This window comes from Pseudomonas saponiphila, from assembly GCF_900105185.1.
GTDB classification, from domain to species: Bacteria; Pseudomonadota; Gammaproteobacteria; order Pseudomonadales; family Pseudomonadaceae; genus Aquipseudomonas; species Aquipseudomonas saponiphila.
This window is the reverse complement of sequence record NZ_FNTJ01000003.1, coordinates 308,737-324,207: the sequence shown is the minus strand read 5'-3', so window position 1 is coordinate 324,207 and position 15,471 is coordinate 308,737. Positions and strand designations below refer to the sequence as shown.

The window sequence follows — 15,471 nt, the reverse complement described above, 5'->3', positions numbered from 1 at the left end:
CCGGGGTGGAAGCACCGGTCACGTATTAGCGAAACGCTCGGTCACGTTCACCGAAATCCGCATCATCGTCGAAGTGGAGAGCCAGGGGGAGCATTCGATTGACTACCTCCTGGACATGGCCGGCCCGGTACTGGCCGCTCATGCTTCCAGAGGCATCGAGCACAAGGGCGACTCTTGCCACGACATCGGTCAGCTTGGCCTTCTCCAGGCTGATTTGGGCTGTTTTAGCCAGACTGATTAGCGCTGGAGCCTTTTCAGCAACCTTCTTCTCAAGCGAGATTTTGCCGGATGCAGGCTGCGGCGCTGGCGCTGGGTTTTCCTCGGCTACCTCGCCGCCAAAGTGCCGAACGAGCGCATCGAGACCATCGTTGAAGCCTTGGAGGACGATATTCAGCCTCCATTCGCCGTTCTTTCGGTAGACCTCAGCCAACATGATTGCCTTTTCGGCAGCGAAGGTTTCACCGCCGAAGTTGCAGGTCGCCTTGACCGAGCCGCCCTCTTGCACAGTGAAGAAGCTCGGTTTGATGTCTCGCATAGCGCCAGCACCATCGATCGAGGCCGTAAGAACCAGCTTATCGATGCTGGCTGGTACTGCGCTCAAGTCCATGGAGAACTCAGCGTGGCCTACTTGGCGAATTGCACCGCAGGGGGACACCGGCTGATTGAAGAAAACCATATAGCGGTCATCCGACATCTTGCCTTGGGCGTCGATCCCGAAGCACGCCAGGTCAATCGTGTGCGGAGATGAGAGAGTGATCGCGACACTGATTTTGTTGGACGGAGCCAGAGAGGCAATAGAGACGCGCTGGCCTTGTTGGAGATTGGACATGGACGATCCTTGTATGAGCTTCGATGAATTATCACTGAGACGAACCGATTTTAACGCGACCGATCACAAGGCAAGGTATTTTGAATTCATGCCCCCTACTTGGCTTGCCGCTTAATTGCGATGCGGGATACTGACGGCCTTCCGACAGATCCAGCCAAAGGGGCTCAGTGTGACCCATCATGTTTTTACTGATCGCCAGAAGAAACTCATCCTGGACCGTTCTCTGCCGGATAGCACGATCGCGACTCGCCTCGGCATCTCCCCGCGTGAAGTGAAGCGCCAGCGTTCCCGTTTGCTCAGCGAACTACCAAGCGCCCAGGACATGGCAGCCCGAGCGTCAGCTTGATGATGCTTCTGCCTGACGGGACATCCCCGGCTGTTCTCCATGAACTGAGGGCACTGTTCCGCGCCTCCCCAGCCTTCTCGACGATTCAGGAAATGCAGGCCTTTGCCTCGGCAATTGGCAGCACCTGCCAGCTTGAAACATCCAACTGCCGCTCCGTCTCAGGTGTCATAGCCGGGAATTGTGTGGTGCTGGAGCGCACTCGGCAGTTTCTTGGGCCTATGTTTGGCGTTTATTGCCTTGGCCCAGATGGTTACCTCATGCCATTGCCTGGGGCCTTTTTCGCGACGAAGCAAGCCGCCCTGGAGTTCGCTGAGTCGGACTATTTCCCGCAGAGAAAGCTGGACCTGATCTCCAGCGGCGAGATCAACCTTCACGAGATGGGGGAAGAGAGGGTTCTCCAGCTGGCCGGCGGAGATACCAACTCCGATCTGTACAAGCAGCACCTGATATTCCAAGCCACCTTCATGCAGTGGCTTCATGCGCGCATCGAATCACCTGGTACCAGCACCAAAACAGACATCGCCCCTTCAAGAATCGAGCTTCTGACATCGTGAGCAATCAGCACAGACCTGCCTTTTCCCCGGATAAGGTCCAACCCTTCTTCCTGCTCGCGCTCGCCATTGCAGCCGTTGCCGTCGTCTACAGGCCGATGTCTCCGGGCATGTTCTTTGATGAAGCCTTGACCGCTACGCTCAACTCCCACGGCAAACCGCCTGCTGTTCCACCGGGAAAAACCTACTTCGTCCAGATTGAGCCGCTCACATCGGAGGGCAAAGAGTGCTCTGTGACCATGGGTACCGGAACGCTGGACGAGATCGTTGATGGTAAGGCCCTGGTCACGAAGAACTTCACCGGGCATGGCAGCTACTGCATTGACACCAAGGCTCACTGGAGCTTCACCGTATTGCTGAGCGGCGATAACCAGCGCTACACGGCTTATGCCCACCGCACCGACACGTACATTGGATCTGGCTGGAAATATGGCTACGGTGCGGATACTGCTGCCCCTCCCGTGGTCGACGCCTACCTAGCTCAAATCCCCAATATCGCCGGCGAAGGCAGGATGTAAGCTGCCTCTGCTGGCACGAACTGCATCGACCTACATTGCCTCCACTGATTACTCATCAACGGAGAGCAACATGAGCACGAATGTTCGACCGGCAATCACTGAGCGCGTAATGCTCAATGGCAAATTCCTGATCGGCGGCACCGAAGGCACCGGCCGCATCATCTTCAAGAACCTCAGCGGCGAGAATTTCCAACCTGGCCGTCCTGCTTTCTTCCAGACACACGGCCAGTACCTGGCCCAGATGCAACATGAGCTCGGCTGTGAGTTCGCTGAAGGCGATGTGATCACGCTTCACATTGCTGGTCAGGATCAGCAGGAGACCACGCTCACTGCCGAGCAGATTTCCGGCATCAATTCCGGGGCCCAGGCTGTTTGCGGAGGTGCCCAATGAAGGGGGGCTTGCAGTTTGAGTGGTGGCGCGGCGATGGTGCCGATGTTCCAGAAGAGCACAAGCCTGAACTCATCGCTGAGGCCCTGCGCCGGGCTTCGAGCATGATCAACGACGGGTATATCAGCGGCGAGCTGCACTGTGAAATTGAAGACGTGAACTATCGCGGGCACTGGGAATTCAAGTAAGTGCTACCCATGGAAATCCCCCAGCTCTGGGGGCTTTTTTGTTTGTGGCGGATCTGCTGGCACGGGGCATGGCGCTGATCATGACCCCATCTACACAGGAGATCGTCATGTCCCATCTCAGCGCAGAAGAACAGCAACTGGTTGCCACTCTCGAAGAAAACTTCCGCATTGCGAAAGAACCGACCAACCTGCTCAACACTGAATACCCGATGGTCGTTGAGTTCGGTGGCCGCAAGCGCTGCATGACGGCCTGGCGCAAGGTCACGCTGGGCAACCTCTACATCAAAGTCCTGTTCACGTCTCAGCTCGGGCCGTACTTCCAGGTGTACTCGGTTTCGCGCAAAACCGGCATCAAGCTTCATGGGGAAATCAACCTGTTTGCCCGCACGCCTGAAGTCCTGGATGAGTTGCTGCGCGAGTTCACTGACAAGTTTCCTGGGCACTTCAATGGTGATGCGGTTAGCGGTGCTGCTGAAGGTCAGGCGGCCTAAAGAGGCTACCTCCTGGCACGCGCCAAGGGCGTCAACAATGACGCCATCTGATCAAGTACAGCTGCATGGGCAGCTCCCCAGACAAGGAACATCAAATGTCCAACTCAATCCAGAAGCTCAAAGCAACAACCGTGAAGGGGTCTGTCGACCTGGTGAAGACCTGTTTCTCGCGCGGCGATCGATTCACTCGTTTCAACGATGGGTTCGTGCGTGTGTATCCGAAGCGCCCGGAGATCACGCCGGCGACCCTCGGCGACGTGCTCAGCGACTTCTTCCGCGAGGGCGGCCCGGATTACGGCTCGCCGTTCCTGGTGAACGTCGAATTCTACGAGCAGGCCATGCGAGACCTGGGCCACTCGCCTTCCGCCATCCTCGAACTGAACAAGGCTGCCTGACCCATGAACAATGCATCGATCATGATTCACCCGCGAACTTCTGCCCTGACCGGGCTCATCTCGGCATATGCCCAGGCCTGCGCCAGCGCTGACCTGTCGCATGCACCGTCCCGCGTCAATGTTCAGCGTTTCCTGCTGCCCAAGCTGAAGGCTCACCGTGCGGAGCTGCTCCAGGGCATCAATGCCGATCGTCGCTCGGCCAATCGTGCCTACGTGCCGAGTGTGATGGCGATCGTTTCCGAGGTGCGCGCGGTGATCAGTGATGTCAGCCGTCGACTGCGCGAAATTCACATCGCGGAGTCTGCTGGCACGCAGCTGACGGCCTGAGAATAAACACGTCGCCAAACAGGAGCATTCGCCATGTTCAATCTTCAAGCAACGCAAGAGTTCAAGGAATGGTTTCGCGAGAGCGCCGCTGTCACTGAAGCTGGTGCCCCGCTTGATCTGTTCCATGGCACCTATGCGCAGTATTCCGAGATCGCACCTTCCAAGCGTGGCCTGTTCGGTTCGGGGATCTATCTGACCCCTTATAGCGGCAACGCTCAGGAATATGGCGATATCGTCCTGAAGGTTCACGCATCGCTTCAAGCACCAGTCCGCGGCACCGCTGCGGAGATCCGTTCCATGCGCCTGGCCGGCGAGACTGATGCCGACTTCACTGCGCGCCTTCAGTTGTTCGGCTATGACGGAATCATCGTAGTGGACGCCTGCGGCTTCCCATACACCGTCGTGGCGTTCGCCAGCTCCCAGGTCAAGATCGCCAGCCAGAACATCTGGGCGGCTGACTTTGCCCGTGAACCCGTAATCCACTGAGGGCTGAACCATGAGCAGCAACAACGTACCCGGCATGGTTGCATTTGCACGCGTAGGCACGAGCCTGCTGAAGGTTTATGACCGTGGCGATGATATTGAGGCGGTCGTTGGTGACCGATCCCGCTGGTTTTCCAAGTGGTCAGCTGACCCTAAAGGGTCGATCACCAAAGCTGCGCACGCCATTGCTCGTGACTGCGGCATTCCGCTCCAGAACTCCGACCTGGTGCTGGTTTGACGCTGAGCCATGCCGTACTTAAGGGGCGTCACCGTTAGCGTGCCCTGGGCAAATCCTTCCAAGCGGTGGTGTACGCGGGGCTCAGCATCTCGCGTCGCATCGACCACTTCCCTGCTGAGGTATCTCGGGCCAGGCGGAGCGCACCCCGACCCTGCTTGGCATTGATGGCATCCATCACTCTCATCAGATCATCGCTGCCCTGACGCGGCTTCGGGGCGAATAGATCGCCCGTGACTGTCCCGCGTTCAACGAACTGAGTTAGGACCACCCCGGCCTTGGCGTAGGCCGGCCCGGCCCGGTAGAGGCTACGCAGGCCGGTCAGCGCCGCGTGCACTATGTCTCTGGTGTCGGATGTCGGGTAAGGCATAGCCATGATCCGGCTTGCGCCGTACTGCTCGCCGCCGGCGAAATGGCTGGTCCTGGCAAACACCTGGACGCAGTTGGCGAGGCTGTCCTGAGCCCGGAGCTTCCCAGCCGCCGTGCTGGCGAATGCGGTCACCGCCGATTCCATCTCTTCGAGAGCGAATACTTTCGACCCAAAAGATCGGGAACAAATTATCTGCTGCTTGCGTTCGGGGCTGCCATCGACGAAAGGAAAGCAGGGAAGGCCCTTTAGCTCGCGGGCCGTGCGCTCGACGTTCACGCTGAACTGCCGGCGAATGTGCTTGGGATCAGCCGTCGCGAGTTGCCAGGCAGTGTGAATGTTGAGGTCCGCCTTGAGCCTGGCGCTGAGCTGGCGGCCTATTCCCCAGACCTCTTCGACCGGCGCATAGCGCAATAGCTTCTCCTGCTTCACCGGGTCTCTCAGGTCGACGACGCAGCCGGTCTTGGCTTTCCATTTCTTCGCCGCCCAGTTGGCCAGTTTGGCGAGAGTCTTGGTTGGGCCTATACCGACCCCCACCGGCATGCCCAGCCGCCGCTGGATCTCATCTCGGGCATTTCTACCCCAGGCCTCCGGGTCAGGCACGCCAGTGAGATCCGACCAACATTCATCAATACTGTAGGGGACTATTTCTGCCGAAAGCTCTTCGAGAACTGCCATGATTCGGTTACTGATCGACTGGTACAGCGCGTAATTCGAGGAATAAATTTTGACCTCGTTTCTCGCGATCATGTCCTTCAGTTCGAACACCGGCTGCCCCATTTTCAGGCCAAGCGCCTTCGCCGCATCGTTGCGGCTCACGATGCTGCCATCGTTGTTGCTCGCGACGGCTACCGGCTTATCGCGGTACCAGGGTTCGAACAGGGTCTGGGCACTGCAATAGAACGAGTTGCAGTCGATGAGGGCTATAACCGGACGGTGGAGGCCCATCAGTCAAGCCCGTGCAGGACCCAGCGACACACCCCCCAGACTTCCAGTATCTCATCCTCGACCAGCACGATAGGTGCGTACCCCTCGTGCTCCGCTACCAGCATCGCCCTGCCCTGCCCGTCTACCTGAAGACGCTTAACGAGAAACTCAGCACCAACCACGGCAAGAACCACATTCCCCGGCTGCGCCTGCTTTGCCTTGTCCACGACCAGAACGTCACCGTCATGGATGCCCGCGCCCATCATGGAGTTGCCCCAGGCGCGAAAGAGGAAGATCGAGGACGTGGGAGTGATGCCGACCAGCTGATCGAGAGACAGGTCCGGCTCCTGGTAGTCGGCGGCCGGCGACGGAAACCCGCAGCTTGCCTGCCCGCCGAAAGGGAGGGGAATCGATTGGTCGGAGGCGAATTGGCCTATGAGATCTGCACGCATTGCTGACACTGTATACCTGTACAGTGTCAGTGTATCCCGCAGCCGGATTGGGATGCAAAGTTCAGCGGTTAATTTCTTCTGGGCGCAGTACCAGGCCGAGGCTAAACCCCGAAAGGTCAGCTCAATCGGCCTTGCCTGCCCGGCATGAGAGAGCCTGGGTTAGTCTTCATCGACCCGCAGTTCGAAGGGAGTCCCGTCATTCTCAAAGTGCCAAGACTCGCTGACAGGATAGCTTCCGTCGATATGGCTATCCGCAACCATCCGGCCCGCTGCGATCTGTAGGGCTTGCGCCTCGGTTTCAGCCTCAACCTTCGTCCAGCAAGAGACGGTCATGCGGCCCGCCACCATAAATTCAGGCATCTTGTTCTCCTAGTAGGTCCAGTATTCAACACTGCCTTTGCTGCCGCAGCGCTTCAAGCGCATGCCGGCGGCGCGGGATTCGGAGCAGCGTACCAAGTAGCTGATCCGCGAGTGAGTTGAGCGTTTGCGGCCGAACGTGTGCCGCGGAACGCGACGAATCTCGGCCTTGAGAGCAGCGCCAGCACGGGCTAGGTCACCCTCCATCATTTCCAGAGCCTCGAAGGCATCGCAGGCGTCGAAGATCAGGTCGAACTTCGCCAGCCAGCGCCAGCGGGTACCAATGCGAAACCCACTGCCCTCGATGTGCACCAGAAAGATTCTGGTGCCATCCAGGCTGAACGAGCTGCGCAAAACGGTCTCTGCTTTCACGTATAACTCCCGGCTTATGCAGCCAGATCAGGCAAAACATCAGAGCGATGATTGCGCAGGGCTTGGTTCGCCTTGAAGTATTCAAGGCAAGCATCAAAGCCTTGCCCCATCAGCTGCGCATACTGCTGCCGATGATCGCCATTGAGGATGTAGAACCGCTCCATCTGGCCGAGGACCAAGGCGGTCGTTTCATCCCCGTAAATGGCCAGATCGTGATCGTTGTGGCTCACGTAGAAGCCATTGCCATCGATCACCGAGTTGTAGATGTTCACTGGCACCAAGCCACCGTTACTCAAAGGCATCATTTCAATTCGCATCTCTGTGCTCCCTCGCTAGTTGATGGTTCGAATGGTGACGGCTTGTACTGCGTGCCAGTAGTCCTTAACCGACCGGATGCTGGTAGCAATCCTTGGCCCAGGCCTCAGCAATGCTCGATACCTGCTGGACGAAATCCGGCAGATCGCCGAAATGCTTGGCGAGCTTGTCGTAAACGCTGTTCAGGCCTTCTTCGACAACAATCGTTTCGAGGGCCACTTTGTTTTGTCGCTCAACTTCGGCAGCGACCTCTGCGGCAAGCTCGGCGGGCACCTCCAGGGAGCCCATGTCGGCGTTTGTGGTCGGTTCGTTGGAGCCGGCTCGGGTGAACATGGCCCACTCCGGAATCGCTTGCTTAGCGAGGGCCCAGAGCATGATTTCAGCTTCTCGCTCGGTCGCTACGCTCATCGAGCTGCAACTGTCTTCCGCTTCTGGTGCTTCCGAGATGTACACCGTGACTGCTACGGGCTTCTTCGTGGACTGCATGCTGCTCTCCTGGTGGTTGCTGGCTGATTCAGTGTGGGCATGATCGATGTACGCCTTGCGTGCCAACAGGTGGACTCACACGAATTCGGTTTGTGCCGGCGGCTCAAGCCGTTATCTTGACGAGGTACCGGGATTGATCCCAAACATCGGGGTTAGCCCATTCATCCGCATGCCCAGACTCAGCGGACGAGCTCACATCACATCCATCAAGGAAGTCCCATGTCGAAAAAACGACTGCACATCACCCAGGTCTACGCGCTGCCGGCTGACGAGGCCGCCAGAACCAAGTTCTTGGATGGGGTTAAATCCCTGGCCAGCGAATGCAAGGCCGAGTGGGTTGCCGGTTCAAGGCATGACGAGATGTCGTATCTGGAGATTATCGAGAAGGAGCTGGAAACTCATATCGGTGAGTCCGGCGTCGAAGGCCTGCGCCAGAAATTCGAGCGCAAAGACAAATAATCACATCTGCCTGCCGAGATTCAGCCATGAAGCGTATTGCTATTGCCCTTGCCGCCCTCTCCCTGGCCGGCTGTGATGCCATTTTCAACCCGGTCAACGACTACAAGCAGACCTGCTTTGGCAACTTCACCAACGAGTGTGAAGACATGCTGGTCGATGCGAACCTCTTCCTGATTGAGAAATTCATTGAGGACGTTGAGTCCAAGGAAGATGATCTGACCGCGCTATACGGTGCGGAGGGCTATGCATCGATCTTCAAGCTCACCGATTACCTCGTGGCCAAGCAGGAGGAACTGAGGCCGGGCTTCTTCGCCCGTAACTTCTTTGGTGAAGCCCAACCATTCCGCGGCCCTCGCAACGCGCTGATGAGTGGAGCGGAATTCCGAGCCATCGAGGAAGCTGTTGAAGAGCGCTTCGGCAAGAAGAACTCTGCACCGGTGGCGGAAGAAAGCGCACCAGATCCGGAGATCGCGCCTGAAGCGGAATATCAGGCCGAGCCGGAACCGGAACCGCAGCCTGTTGAAGAACCGGCAGATCCTTCGACTGCTGACGCTGGCGCGAGCACTCTGGAAGAGGCGATCGCCCAATACGTTGAACAGGACCCAGACCGAAATGGCGGGGCCGAATACCTCGATGCCCGCTCAACGATCGAGGCGGACTTCACCGGCGAGGGTATGCCTGACGTGGCGGTGCTCTACACCATTGAGGGGGCTGGCGGCTCCAATTCGTCCTTCCAGAAACTGGCCCTGTTCGAAGGCATGCCCGATGGTCGCTATCGGCCGCTGACTTCTACGATCCTACCCGGCTCGATTAGCGGGCTTCAGGTGGTCGTCGAAGATGGTCGTTCGTTCATGGGGGTTGCGACGCTCACCCATAGTCCTGATGACCCTGATTGCTGCCCATCGGTTGAGTCCCTGGTCAAATACCGTTTTGACGTTACCGGCGTGCTTGTATCGGTCACCCCTGAGCAATAGACGGTGCCTGTTGGCACGAGGCCTGTGCGGTTAGCATGGGCCTATCTACTGCTGGACTAAACAGATGAACCCCGATCCTTACAGCCTCAAAAAGCCTTGCGCAAACTGCCCCTTCAACAAAGTCGGGGCAATTGAGCTTATGCCTGGCCGAGTGGAAGGCATCATCAAGGATCTGGTGAACGGCACGGCCACCGGCTTCTCCTGCCATAAAACGGTCTACAAGAACCGTAGCTGCTCAAAGCGCGAGAAGGAAAACCACAAGCAATGCGCCGGCAGCCTGATCCTCCTTGAGAAGATGGGCCGTCAAACCCAGTTGATGCAGGTGATGGAGCGCCTCGGCCTTTACCACCCAGATGACCTCAAGCCCTACCATGATCAGGTTATCGATGTTCCAGAGCTGGTACTTGAGGGGCATTACCGAGTTAAGTCTGTCACGATAAAGCCAGCTACCCAGGACTGAACCTGGCCTGTCGGCACATCGGACTTCCAGGATGGATCGTTACCAGACTTTCAGACTCACTATCTCTTCAGGCGGGGTTGTCCCGCTTGAGGTCGCAAGACACGCGCCGAGAACCGTGCGCGTAAAGGTCGCTGACCCTGCCGCACTACAGCATGTGGCTACAGTCACGAGTACCGAAAAGGCTTCTCTGCCGGTCTATGAGGTCTACTTCGCGGATGGCGGATTTTATTCATCCGGCCTCATCAACGCACAAGCGAAGACCCCGATCTCGATTGACCCTTCCTGCGCCACTCCAACGATCAATATCGACATCTCTGGTGCTCCCGGCACTGAGGGGGTGAATCAGGCTCCTAATCCATCGATGGGCCCTATCCTGGCCGACTATCTGGCTTCAGGTGCTCTCATCATCAATGGCCTCCCTCACTATCGATCGTCCAACGCCCCATTTCTGCTGGTGTCGGAGAGGACCATTGAAAAGATACGCCTCAAGGTCATCACGCTGTCTGTGACGACTCGCTATCCCAGAGACGATGAAGAAGTCCCAATGGGCGGTTTCCCGTTGTTTGACATGGAGCAGGCCAAAGCCTTTCTCGGGCGGGAGGTTCAGCGCCGGCGGGAGGAATGTAAGGGCTCCTGGTTCGTCGATCACTGGGTCATCCCGAGCACCATCTCGATTCACTTCGATGGTCAGCACCATCACCAAGCCATGATGGATGCCTACCGAATCTCGGCAGCCGAATCCATGGTGCGCGCCGAGTGAATGCCATCGGCCATTCCCTGACAGAACCTCATCGGGTCTGCTGGCACGCTCTTTCCGCCGCCAAGCTGTGCTCCATCGTTTTTGGAGCACAACTCATGGAACAAGCCTCCCTTTTCCAAGCGGCTGCATTTGAGGGCTGGGATATTGCCTTTCACTCCGGCATGTCTGCCGAGCAAGACCTCTCGGCAGCTCTGACTGCCGGGCTCCCGGTAGGTGTGGTCGCTACACGAATTCCGCTGGGTAAACGGTTGTTCGGGCTTCCCCGTGCCTTGGACCAAGGATGCAAGGTTTTCGTCGACAGCGGCGCTTTCACCGCATTCACCAAGGGCGATTCAGTGGATTGGGGCCGGGTCTTCTCCGTGTACGAAGGACTGATCGACCGCACCGAGCGCCCAGAGAATCTAACCATCGTGGCTCCTGATGTCATCGGCAACCAAGAGGCCACCCTCGCCTGCTGGGATCGACACAAAGGCGTGATCACGGCCTGGATTGAGTGCGGGGCGAGGGTCGTGCTTCCGCTGCAATGCGGTGAACTGAGCGCGGGAGAACTGCTCAATCGCGGGATCGCAATTTTGGGCACCAACCGCTTCTGCGCGGGTATCCCCTCGAACCTGGCCGCGATGTCTGCGGAGGATTGCGCCACCCTCTCGCATCACGACTTTCACATTCTCGGGCGGGTCGAAATCAACCCGCAGCTCGCTGAGAAAATGCATCACCTGACATCGAACAACCCCACGGCGCATTTTTCATCAGACGCCACCTGGCTGCGCTCAAGGCTGGCCAAGATCGCCAGGACCAGGGGGGTAAAAGCTCACATGCTCGAATCAACTCGCACTGCGTCCATCCGTGAACTGCTCATGCAGGAAGGCTATCAGCAGCGTAGCGCATAAATTGCCGGAAGGGTCTCCTGGCACGCCCAGGAGGCCTGGAATATGGAGCCTCACTCAACAAGGAGTTCCACCATGTGCAGTCGTAAAGAAGTCAAGCGTGTTCTCGATGAAGCCATCAAATTAGGTTTCACCGTTGGCCGGGCAAGCAATGGCCACTACCGCTTTGATAAACCAGGCGTCCAGGCCGTTTTCTTCAGCAGCACCCCTGGCGACAATCGCGCCATCTTGAATGGCACCGCCAAGCTGCGTCGCGCAGCGAAGCTGGCTGCGGCGTGAGGCCCGGTATGATCGAGGCCAGCCTTCCCCAGCCGTTAATTCGTGGCCAGGCGCGTTCCACGCCCATCTGCTCGCTGTTTATGGGTACACCACTGGTCTGCACCGTCCCTGCTGAGCGACAACTGCTGAGGCTTGTATTGCCGCCATGGCAGCGCCCTGCCGTGTGGAGCGAACAGCAGCAGATCAGCTTCATCGAAGGCATATTCCTGGGCCTTGGTGCCGGGGTCTATGTTGTCAATGGGAGCGACTTCCACCAGGACGGCGGCGAGAAGTACATGTCCGGTTGGCTTATTGATGGTCAGCAGCGGATCACTGCTATTGCGCGCTTCATTCAGGGCGAAATTGCGGTATTCAACGGTATTCGCTACCAAGACCTCAGCCAGGCTCAGCGCTTCATTCGATTCGATAACGTGGTGTTCAACCGCTACGAGCTGGACTACCAGGGTGACGAGCAAGTCCTGAAGGATATCTATCGACGCCTGAATTTCGGTGGGACACCCCACACGAATGATGATCTGCTCAGGCTTGATGAGTCCGCCAGCGAACCTCTGATTGCCGGTCTGGCCCGCTGATGCCCTATTTCCATGGCAGCCCGGTGCGCGATTCCGCACCGGTATTTGGATCTGAGGGGAATACCACCCCAAGGATTACCCCTGGGCGACCCTTCTTCATCTGCGAGGACATGGAGTTCGCGGAGTTCTTTGCGCGCGGCGGGCTCGTTTCCGAAGTTCGACCTGATCTCACCCGGCTTGCCGATCTGCAAGATCCCGACCTTCTGGATCGCCTTCTGGGCGTTTTCAATGAGGATGCGGCCATAGTCGCAGGTCGGGGAGTTTGGGATGAAGACCTGGATGTGGATATCGCCGACAGCAGCTACTTCCTTCTCGAATCAGTGGATGTTTGCCAGGCGCTACTGGCCGAGGGTTTTACTTCAGCTCGGTGCATCGAGTGTGTCGAGCGCAAGGTCTACTCAATAGCGCTCTTGTGCCCAACGGCTGTGCTTGACGTAAAGCTGGTCAACTCCCCAATGCGGTGAGTTATTTCGATCCCCAAATGAGGTTGTGAGCGATGCCTGCTGATCAAGATTCTATAGCGCGTATCCGAAAGTTATCAGGCGCGTGATGGGCCTGAAGGTCGCCACGGCTGCGGGCCTAATTCGGTTCTGTGGGTCTATGTACTTGGCCGTGTGCCGTTGGCTTCTGCGGTCTTTACCATCCTCTACTGAGGTGTGTTGGCACGCACTGAGGGATGAGACGCTATCTCCAACCTAAACAGGAGATCCGCAACATGCAGCAGGCCTTAGCAGCGATCAAATCCCGAGTGACCGACAAACTTCCGTTTGATGTTGATCCGAGCTGGGTGGTGATGAATGCCCCTCGCCCGCTGGCCGGGCATCTGACCACTGACTCCGGGGAGTTTCTGACTGGCCGCTTCTACGCAGCCATTGACCCCGCTGACTCGATGGCCGCGGCGTATCTCGAAACCAACACCAAGCTCGATGCTTGCGTGGTGGTGATCGCCAGCAAGGCTGTTCAAGTGGAAATGGCCCTGGTCGGTTCCCGTTACGCTGACCGGTACCGGAATGAATTTACCGGCGACGACCTGTATAAGGCCGTAAGCCCAGACCGTCATCTACGCGACCTGCCTTTTTCGGAAATGCAGTCGCGGCTGATTCAGGCTAAAAGCCTGGCAACCAACTAAGCAGGAGAAACCATGTACAAGACCTACACAGGCTTTGCCATCGCCGTCATCGCGGCCGCCGTCCTAACCTTGGGGCTCATCATTACTCAGAAGGTTGGGTTCGCCAGTTCCTTCACTGACGGCATCGACGCCATGCGCGGGGCTGTTGGCGGGGTCCTCTTGCTCGCCGCCGCGTGGTACTACCAGTCGATGAATACCTACAAACCGGTCTTCCGCATTGGGGTGGTCTGGCCCTTTGCCCTAGCCATGGTGTGGGACAGTTTCTTCTCGGTACTGGAAGCGTGGGGCCGCAATACCCCTCACTCCATGGACGTACTGTTCGAGCGGCTGCCGGAGCTGGAATCGGCCTCCGACATGGCCTGGTACGCCAGTGACTGGATGTACGCGATCGTTCTGGTCGGGATCATCGTCGGCGGGTTCGCTTACAACCTCACCCGCGACGAATTCTAAGCGGCGTGAGATCCGCCACAGGGCCGGCACTGCCGGCCCTTTTTGTTTGCCTGGAATGACTGCCGCCATAGAAGGAAAACACCGCAATTCCCCCTACTGGCACTCAGTGGCTGGAGTGATCATTGTTCCATCAGCCACACAGAGAAGCAGCAATGAAAAACTCGCATCCAGCAGCACAGCCACTGACCTCCGATTCAACGCCGCTCCCCTTTTTCTACTTCAAAGATGGTGTTCTTCAGCTCTGCGAGCACCATGGCATGAGCATGCTGCCCGCGGACTGGGAAGGCCTGATCAGCGGCCCGAATGGGGTTAAAGACCTTTGGTACCTGGGAATGGAACTCGGCGAGCGTACCTTCAACAAGCTGCGCGCCACGACCAAAGAGGCCGCGATTGCCGAAATTCAGGCGCTGCTGGCAGTACCGGCCGCCGCATAAGCATTTTCACGCCACGGCATTACATGGTGCCGTGGCCCTCAATTCGTAATGGGAGATCCTGCATGTCCAGCACCGTAACTTTGCTTGAAGATTTCAACCCCGAGCTTGAGCTGCCAAGCCTTGAAGCGGCTGAGCAAATCATTGCCGATCGCCTCAAAGGCCTGGCTGTGCCCCGCACCTATGTCGTCATCCAGGGCGGCGAGACCATCAAGTTCCAGAGCACACGCCGCATCCTTGGCGACTTTGTGAAGCAGGTTAATGCCGGCCTGAAGTTCGACATGGCCACCGAGATCGACCGCGAGAGCTTTGACGCGACTGATGCCGTTTTGATGCTGACTCGGGCTGAGATCATCGAGCTGGGCGAGTGTGATGAGGCGGTAGATGCATTCGCCCGCGCATTCGTGTCCTGGGATGGTCCGTTCGCAGTTGAGTCGCTCGTGGACTCGATTGCAGAGTTCTTTGCCATCGACGACATCTCCGACCTGACGCAGGACCGCCTCGATGCTGCCGTAAAGGCACAAGGGGGCGGTGTCGAAGACTTCACCGTGACCCTGACGATTCAGGTGAGCGGTAAGCGCTTTAGCAACGTAGACCTCAATGAGTTCATCGGGGATCTGGACTACAGCGTGCGGAGCAACACTGCTGGGGTCATGGTCACCGCAACCGAGATGACTGACGCCTGATGTCGCGGCGCGTGGCGGTGTGCTCGTGCATCGCCACGCCTTCATAGGAGGAAAAGCCCGCAATGCCTAAGTTAAAGCTGTCTGCGGCGCAGCAGCGAGTGATGAACTGGCTCAGTCAGGGCTGGGGCGCTCGCGTTTCTCATGGCGCTGCCGTTGAGATCAATGGCGAGCGCGTCTGCAACGTCGACACCATGACGACGTTGACCCGCCTCGGTCTGGTTGAGCGGGAAAGTCGCGCCCCATATTGTGTGGCCACTGAGGAAGGCAAGAAGCTGAAGCCTGGCCACCAGCCAGATTGATTACGTCAGGCACCTTCCGGCACGCATTGCCTGGCCTGAAGATGGTCTCACTTTCAAC

The 15,471-nt window shown here is 57.9% G+C and carries 28 protein-coding genes and 1 pseudogene; 22 read left to right on the top strand and 7 right to left on the bottom strand.

The window, feature by feature from the left end; translation table 11 throughout:
• Nucleotides 1–61 precede the first annotated feature (61 nt).
• Nucleotides 62–829: pseudogene (locus BLV47_RS34235) on the bottom strand (TerD family protein); the annotation flags it as partial.
• Nucleotides 830–1,174: 345 nt separating this feature from the next.
• On the opposite strand from BLV47_RS34235, the gene BLV47_RS34230 reads away from it, so the two are divergent.
• The 9 genes from BLV47_RS34230 (at nucleotide 1,175) to BLV47_RS34190 (ending at nucleotide 4,754) form a co-directional block, all read left to right on the top strand.
• Nucleotides 1,175–1,729: a hypothetical protein gene (locus BLV47_RS34230; RefSeq protein WP_092320889.1), complete on the top strand. Its 555-nt coding sequence runs from the start codon at nucleotides 1,175–1,177 to the stop codon at nucleotides 1,727–1,729.
• Nucleotides 1,726–2,244, top strand: coding sequence for a hypothetical protein (locus tag BLV47_RS34225; RefSeq protein ID WP_092320888.1), 519 nt, complete (start codon nucleotides 1,726–1,728; stop codon nucleotides 2,242–2,244). The genes BLV47_RS34230 and BLV47_RS34225 overlap by 4 nt, the downstream gene beginning before the upstream one ends.
• 70 nt (nucleotides 2,245–2,314) lie before the next feature.
• The gene (locus BLV47_RS34220) at nucleotides 2,315–2,635 is read left to right on the top strand and encodes a hypothetical protein (RefSeq protein WP_143038383.1); all 321 of its coding nucleotides are present in this window, start codon (nucleotides 2,315–2,317) and stop codon (nucleotides 2,633–2,635) included.
• Entirely contained in the window at nucleotides 2,632–2,820 is a 189-nt protein-coding gene (locus tag BLV47_RS34215; RefSeq protein WP_092320886.1) for a hypothetical protein, read from the top strand. The genes BLV47_RS34220 and BLV47_RS34215 overlap by 4 nt, the downstream gene beginning before the upstream one ends.
• Nucleotides 2,821–2,927: 107 nt before the next feature.
• Nucleotides 2,928–3,311, top strand: a complete 384-nt coding sequence (locus BLV47_RS34210; protein ID WP_143038382.1) for a hypothetical protein — start codon at nucleotides 2,928–2,930, stop codon at nucleotides 3,309–3,311.
• Nucleotides 3,312–3,406: 95 nt separating this feature from the next.
• On the top strand, nucleotides 3,407–3,706 hold the full coding sequence (locus BLV47_RS34205; protein WP_092320884.1) for a hypothetical protein: 300 nt from the start codon (nucleotides 3,407–3,409) through the stop codon (nucleotides 3,704–3,706).
• 3 nt (nucleotides 3,707–3,709) lie between these two features.
• Complete coding sequence (locus BLV47_RS34200) at nucleotides 3,710–4,033, top strand: hypothetical protein (RefSeq protein ID WP_092320883.1); 324 nt, start codon at nucleotides 3,710–3,712, stop codon at nucleotides 4,031–4,033.
• 33 nt (nucleotides 4,034–4,066) lie between these two features.
• Nucleotides 4,067–4,519: an ADP-ribosyltransferase-containing protein gene (locus tag BLV47_RS34195; RefSeq protein WP_092320882.1), complete on the top strand. Its 453-nt coding sequence runs from the start codon at nucleotides 4,067–4,069 to the stop codon at nucleotides 4,517–4,519.
• Between the two features lie 10 nt (nucleotides 4,520–4,529).
• On the top strand, nucleotides 4,530–4,754 hold the full coding sequence (locus BLV47_RS34190; RefSeq protein ID WP_092320881.1) for a hypothetical protein: 225 nt from the start codon (nucleotides 4,530–4,532) through the stop codon (nucleotides 4,752–4,754).
• Nucleotides 4,755–4,788: 34 nt separating this feature from the next.
• Here the strand turns inward: BLV47_RS34190 and umuC are convergent, their stop codons facing one another.
• The 6 genes from umuC to BLV47_RS36005 all read right to left on the bottom strand — a co-directional run bounded on the left by umuC (nucleotide 4,789) and on the right by BLV47_RS36005 (nucleotide 8,027).
• Nucleotides 4,789–6,066 (bottom strand): translesion error-prone DNA polymerase V subunit UmuC, encoded by a 1,278-nt coding sequence (gene umuC, locus BLV47_RS34185; RefSeq protein WP_092320880.1) that lies wholly within the window; start codon nucleotides 6,064–6,066, stop codon nucleotides 4,789–4,791.
• Entirely contained in the window at nucleotides 6,066–6,497 is a 432-nt protein-coding gene (locus BLV47_RS34180) for a LexA family protein (protein ID WP_092320879.1), read from the bottom strand. Before BLV47_RS34180 ends, umuC begins: the two co-directional genes overlap by 1 nt.
• Nucleotides 6,498–6,656: 159 nt before the next feature.
• A complete protein-coding gene (locus BLV47_RS34175; RefSeq protein ID WP_092320878.1) occupies nucleotides 6,657–6,857 on the bottom strand; it encodes a hypothetical protein in 201 nt (66 codons plus the stop codon).
• A 9-nt stretch (nucleotides 6,858–6,866) separates the two neighbouring features.
• Nucleotides 6,867–7,226 carry a hypothetical protein gene (locus tag BLV47_RS34170; protein ID WP_143038381.1) on the bottom strand — a complete coding sequence of 120 codons (360 nt, stop codon included), beginning with the start codon at nucleotides 7,224–7,226 and terminating at the stop codon, nucleotides 6,867–6,869.
• A gap of 14 nt (nucleotides 7,227–7,240) precedes the next feature.
• The gene (locus BLV47_RS34165; protein ID WP_167365751.1) at nucleotides 7,241–7,543 is read right to left on the bottom strand and encodes a hypothetical protein; all 303 of its coding nucleotides are present in this window, start codon (nucleotides 7,541–7,543) and stop codon (nucleotides 7,241–7,243) included.
• Nucleotides 7,544–7,607: 64 nt separating this feature from the next.
• On the bottom strand, nucleotides 7,608–8,027 hold the full coding sequence (locus BLV47_RS36005) for a hypothetical protein (RefSeq protein ID WP_143038380.1): 420 nt from the start codon (nucleotides 8,025–8,027) through the stop codon (nucleotides 7,608–7,610).
• Nucleotides 8,028–8,246: 219 nt separating this feature from the next.
• Between BLV47_RS36005 and BLV47_RS34150 the strand changes: the two genes are divergently transcribed.
• The 13 genes from BLV47_RS34150 (at nucleotide 8,247) to BLV47_RS34095 (ending at nucleotide 15,413) form a co-directional block, all read left to right on the top strand.
• The gene (locus tag BLV47_RS34150) at nucleotides 8,247–8,486 is read left to right on the top strand and encodes a hypothetical protein (RefSeq protein WP_092320874.1); all 240 of its coding nucleotides are present in this window, start codon (nucleotides 8,247–8,249) and stop codon (nucleotides 8,484–8,486) included.
• A gap of 26 nt (nucleotides 8,487–8,512) precedes the next feature.
• Nucleotides 8,513–9,460: a hypothetical protein gene (locus BLV47_RS34145; protein ID WP_092320873.1), complete on the top strand. Its 948-nt coding sequence runs from the start codon at nucleotides 8,513–8,515 to the stop codon at nucleotides 9,458–9,460.
• Between the two features lie 64 nt (nucleotides 9,461–9,524).
• A complete protein-coding gene (locus BLV47_RS34140) occupies nucleotides 9,525–9,920 on the top strand; it encodes a hypothetical protein (RefSeq protein ID WP_092320872.1) in 396 nt (131 codons plus the stop codon).
• 31 nt (nucleotides 9,921–9,951) lie between these two features.
• Nucleotides 9,952–10,680, top strand: a complete 729-nt coding sequence (locus tag BLV47_RS34135) for a hypothetical protein (RefSeq protein ID WP_092320871.1) — start codon at nucleotides 9,952–9,954, stop codon at nucleotides 10,678–10,680.
• Nucleotides 10,677–11,570 (top strand): hypothetical protein, encoded by an 894-nt coding sequence (locus BLV47_RS34130; RefSeq protein ID WP_244169003.1) that lies wholly within the window; start codon nucleotides 10,677–10,679, stop codon nucleotides 11,568–11,570. The genes BLV47_RS34135 and BLV47_RS34130 overlap by 4 nt, the downstream gene beginning before the upstream one ends.
• Nucleotides 11,571–11,642: 72 nt before the next feature.
• Nucleotides 11,643–11,846 (top strand): hypothetical protein, encoded by a 204-nt coding sequence (locus tag BLV47_RS34125; protein ID WP_092320870.1) that lies wholly within the window; start codon nucleotides 11,643–11,645, stop codon nucleotides 11,844–11,846.
• Between the two features lie 8 nt (nucleotides 11,847–11,854).
• The gene (locus BLV47_RS34120) at nucleotides 11,855–12,418 is read left to right on the top strand and encodes a DUF262 domain-containing protein (RefSeq protein WP_092320869.1); all 564 of its coding nucleotides are present in this window, start codon (nucleotides 11,855–11,857) and stop codon (nucleotides 12,416–12,418) included.
• On the top strand, nucleotides 12,418–12,882 hold the full coding sequence (locus BLV47_RS34115; RefSeq protein WP_143038379.1) for a hypothetical protein: 465 nt from the start codon (nucleotides 12,418–12,420) through the stop codon (nucleotides 12,880–12,882). The genes BLV47_RS34120 and BLV47_RS34115 overlap by 1 nt, the downstream gene beginning before the upstream one ends.
• Before the next feature lie 251 nt (nucleotides 12,883–13,133).
• Nucleotides 13,134–13,547 carry a hypothetical protein gene (locus BLV47_RS34110; protein ID WP_092320867.1) on the top strand — a complete coding sequence of 138 codons (414 nt, stop codon included), beginning with the start codon at nucleotides 13,134–13,136 and terminating at the stop codon, nucleotides 13,545–13,547.
• Nucleotides 13,548–13,559: 12 nt separating this feature from the next.
• On the top strand, nucleotides 13,560–13,997 hold the full coding sequence (locus BLV47_RS34105; protein WP_092320866.1) for a hypothetical protein: 438 nt from the start codon (nucleotides 13,560–13,562) through the stop codon (nucleotides 13,995–13,997).
• Between the two features lie 152 nt (nucleotides 13,998–14,149).
• A complete protein-coding gene (locus BLV47_RS36000; RefSeq protein WP_143038378.1) occupies nucleotides 14,150–14,431 on the top strand; it encodes a hypothetical protein in 282 nt (93 codons plus the stop codon).
• Nucleotides 14,432–14,493: 62 nt separating this feature from the next.
• The gene (locus BLV47_RS34100; RefSeq protein WP_092320865.1) at nucleotides 14,494–15,114 is read left to right on the top strand and encodes a hypothetical protein; all 621 of its coding nucleotides are present in this window, start codon (nucleotides 14,494–14,496) and stop codon (nucleotides 15,112–15,114) included.
• Nucleotides 15,115–15,176: 62 nt separating this feature from the next.
• Nucleotides 15,177–15,413, top strand: coding sequence for a hypothetical protein (locus BLV47_RS34095; protein WP_092320864.1), 237 nt, complete (start codon nucleotides 15,177–15,179; stop codon nucleotides 15,411–15,413).
• Nucleotides 15,414–15,471 lie beyond the last annotated feature (58 nt).

Bases quoted from the DNA above. Each gene is read 5' to 3' on its own strand.
- BLV47_RS34230 (WP_092320889.1), top strand. From the start codon at position 1,175: ATGATGCTTCTGCCTGACGGGACATCCCCGGCTGTTCTCCATGAACTG.
- BLV47_RS34220 (WP_143038383.1), top strand. From the start codon at position 2,315: ATGAGCACGAATGTTCGACCGGCAATCACTGAGCGCGTAATGCTCAAT.
- BLV47_RS34215 (WP_092320886.1), top strand. From the start codon at position 2,632: ATGAAGGGGGGCTTGCAGTTTGAGTGGTGGCGCGGCGATGGTGCCGAT.
- BLV47_RS34210 (WP_143038382.1), top strand. From the start codon at position 2,928: ATGTCCCATCTCAGCGCAGAAGAACAGCAACTGGTTGCCACTCTCGAA.
- BLV47_RS34205 (WP_092320884.1), top strand. From the start codon at position 3,407: ATGTCCAACTCAATCCAGAAGCTCAAAGCAACAACCGTGAAGGGGTCT.
- BLV47_RS34200 (WP_092320883.1), top strand. From the start codon at position 3,710: ATGAACAATGCATCGATCATGATTCACCCGCGAACTTCTGCCCTGACC.
- BLV47_RS34195 (WP_092320882.1), top strand. From the start codon at position 4,067: ATGTTCAATCTTCAAGCAACGCAAGAGTTCAAGGAATGGTTTCGCGAG.
- BLV47_RS34190 (WP_092320881.1), top strand. From the start codon at position 4,530: ATGAGCAGCAACAACGTACCCGGCATGGTTGCATTTGCACGCGTAGGC.
- umuC (WP_092320880.1), bottom strand. From the start codon at position 6,066: ATGGGCCTCCACCGTCCGGTTATAGCCCTCATCGACTGCAACTCGTTC.
- BLV47_RS34180 (WP_092320879.1), bottom strand. From the start codon at position 6,497: ATGCGTGCAGATCTCATAGGCCAATTCGCCTCCGACCAATCGATTCCC.
- BLV47_RS34175 (WP_092320878.1), bottom strand. From the start codon at position 6,857: ATGCCTGAATTTATGGTGGCGGGCCGCATGACCGTCTCTTGCTGGACG.
- BLV47_RS34165 (WP_167365751.1), bottom strand. From the start codon at position 7,543: ATGCGAATTGAAATGATGCCTTTGAGTAACGGTGGCTTGGTGCCAGTG.
- BLV47_RS36005 (WP_143038380.1), bottom strand. From the start codon at position 8,027: ATGCAGTCCACGAAGAAGCCCGTAGCAGTCACGGTGTACATCTCGGAA.
- BLV47_RS34150 (WP_092320874.1), top strand. From the start codon at position 8,247: ATGTCGAAAAAACGACTGCACATCACCCAGGTCTACGCGCTGCCGGCT.
- BLV47_RS34145 (WP_092320873.1), top strand. From the start codon at position 8,513: ATGAAGCGTATTGCTATTGCCCTTGCCGCCCTCTCCCTGGCCGGCTGT.
- BLV47_RS34140 (WP_092320872.1), top strand. From the start codon at position 9,525: ATGAACCCCGATCCTTACAGCCTCAAAAAGCCTTGCGCAAACTGCCCC.
- BLV47_RS34135 (WP_092320871.1), top strand. From the start codon at position 9,952: ATGGATCGTTACCAGACTTTCAGACTCACTATCTCTTCAGGCGGGGTT.
- BLV47_RS34125 (WP_092320870.1), top strand. From the start codon at position 11,643: ATGTGCAGTCGTAAAGAAGTCAAGCGTGTTCTCGATGAAGCCATCAAA.
- BLV47_RS34120 (WP_092320869.1), top strand. From the start codon at position 11,855: ATGATCGAGGCCAGCCTTCCCCAGCCGTTAATTCGTGGCCAGGCGCGT.
- BLV47_RS34115 (WP_143038379.1), top strand. From the start codon at position 12,418: ATGCCCTATTTCCATGGCAGCCCGGTGCGCGATTCCGCACCGGTATTT.
- BLV47_RS34110 (WP_092320867.1), top strand. From the start codon at position 13,134: ATGCAGCAGGCCTTAGCAGCGATCAAATCCCGAGTGACCGACAAACTT.
- BLV47_RS34105 (WP_092320866.1), top strand. From the start codon at position 13,560: ATGTACAAGACCTACACAGGCTTTGCCATCGCCGTCATCGCGGCCGCC.
- BLV47_RS36000 (WP_143038378.1), top strand. From the start codon at position 14,150: ATGAAAAACTCGCATCCAGCAGCACAGCCACTGACCTCCGATTCAACG.
- BLV47_RS34100 (WP_092320865.1), top strand. From the start codon at position 14,494: ATGTCCAGCACCGTAACTTTGCTTGAAGATTTCAACCCCGAGCTTGAG.
- BLV47_RS34095 (WP_092320864.1), top strand. From the start codon at position 15,177: ATGCCTAAGTTAAAGCTGTCTGCGGCGCAGCAGCGAGTGATGAACTGG.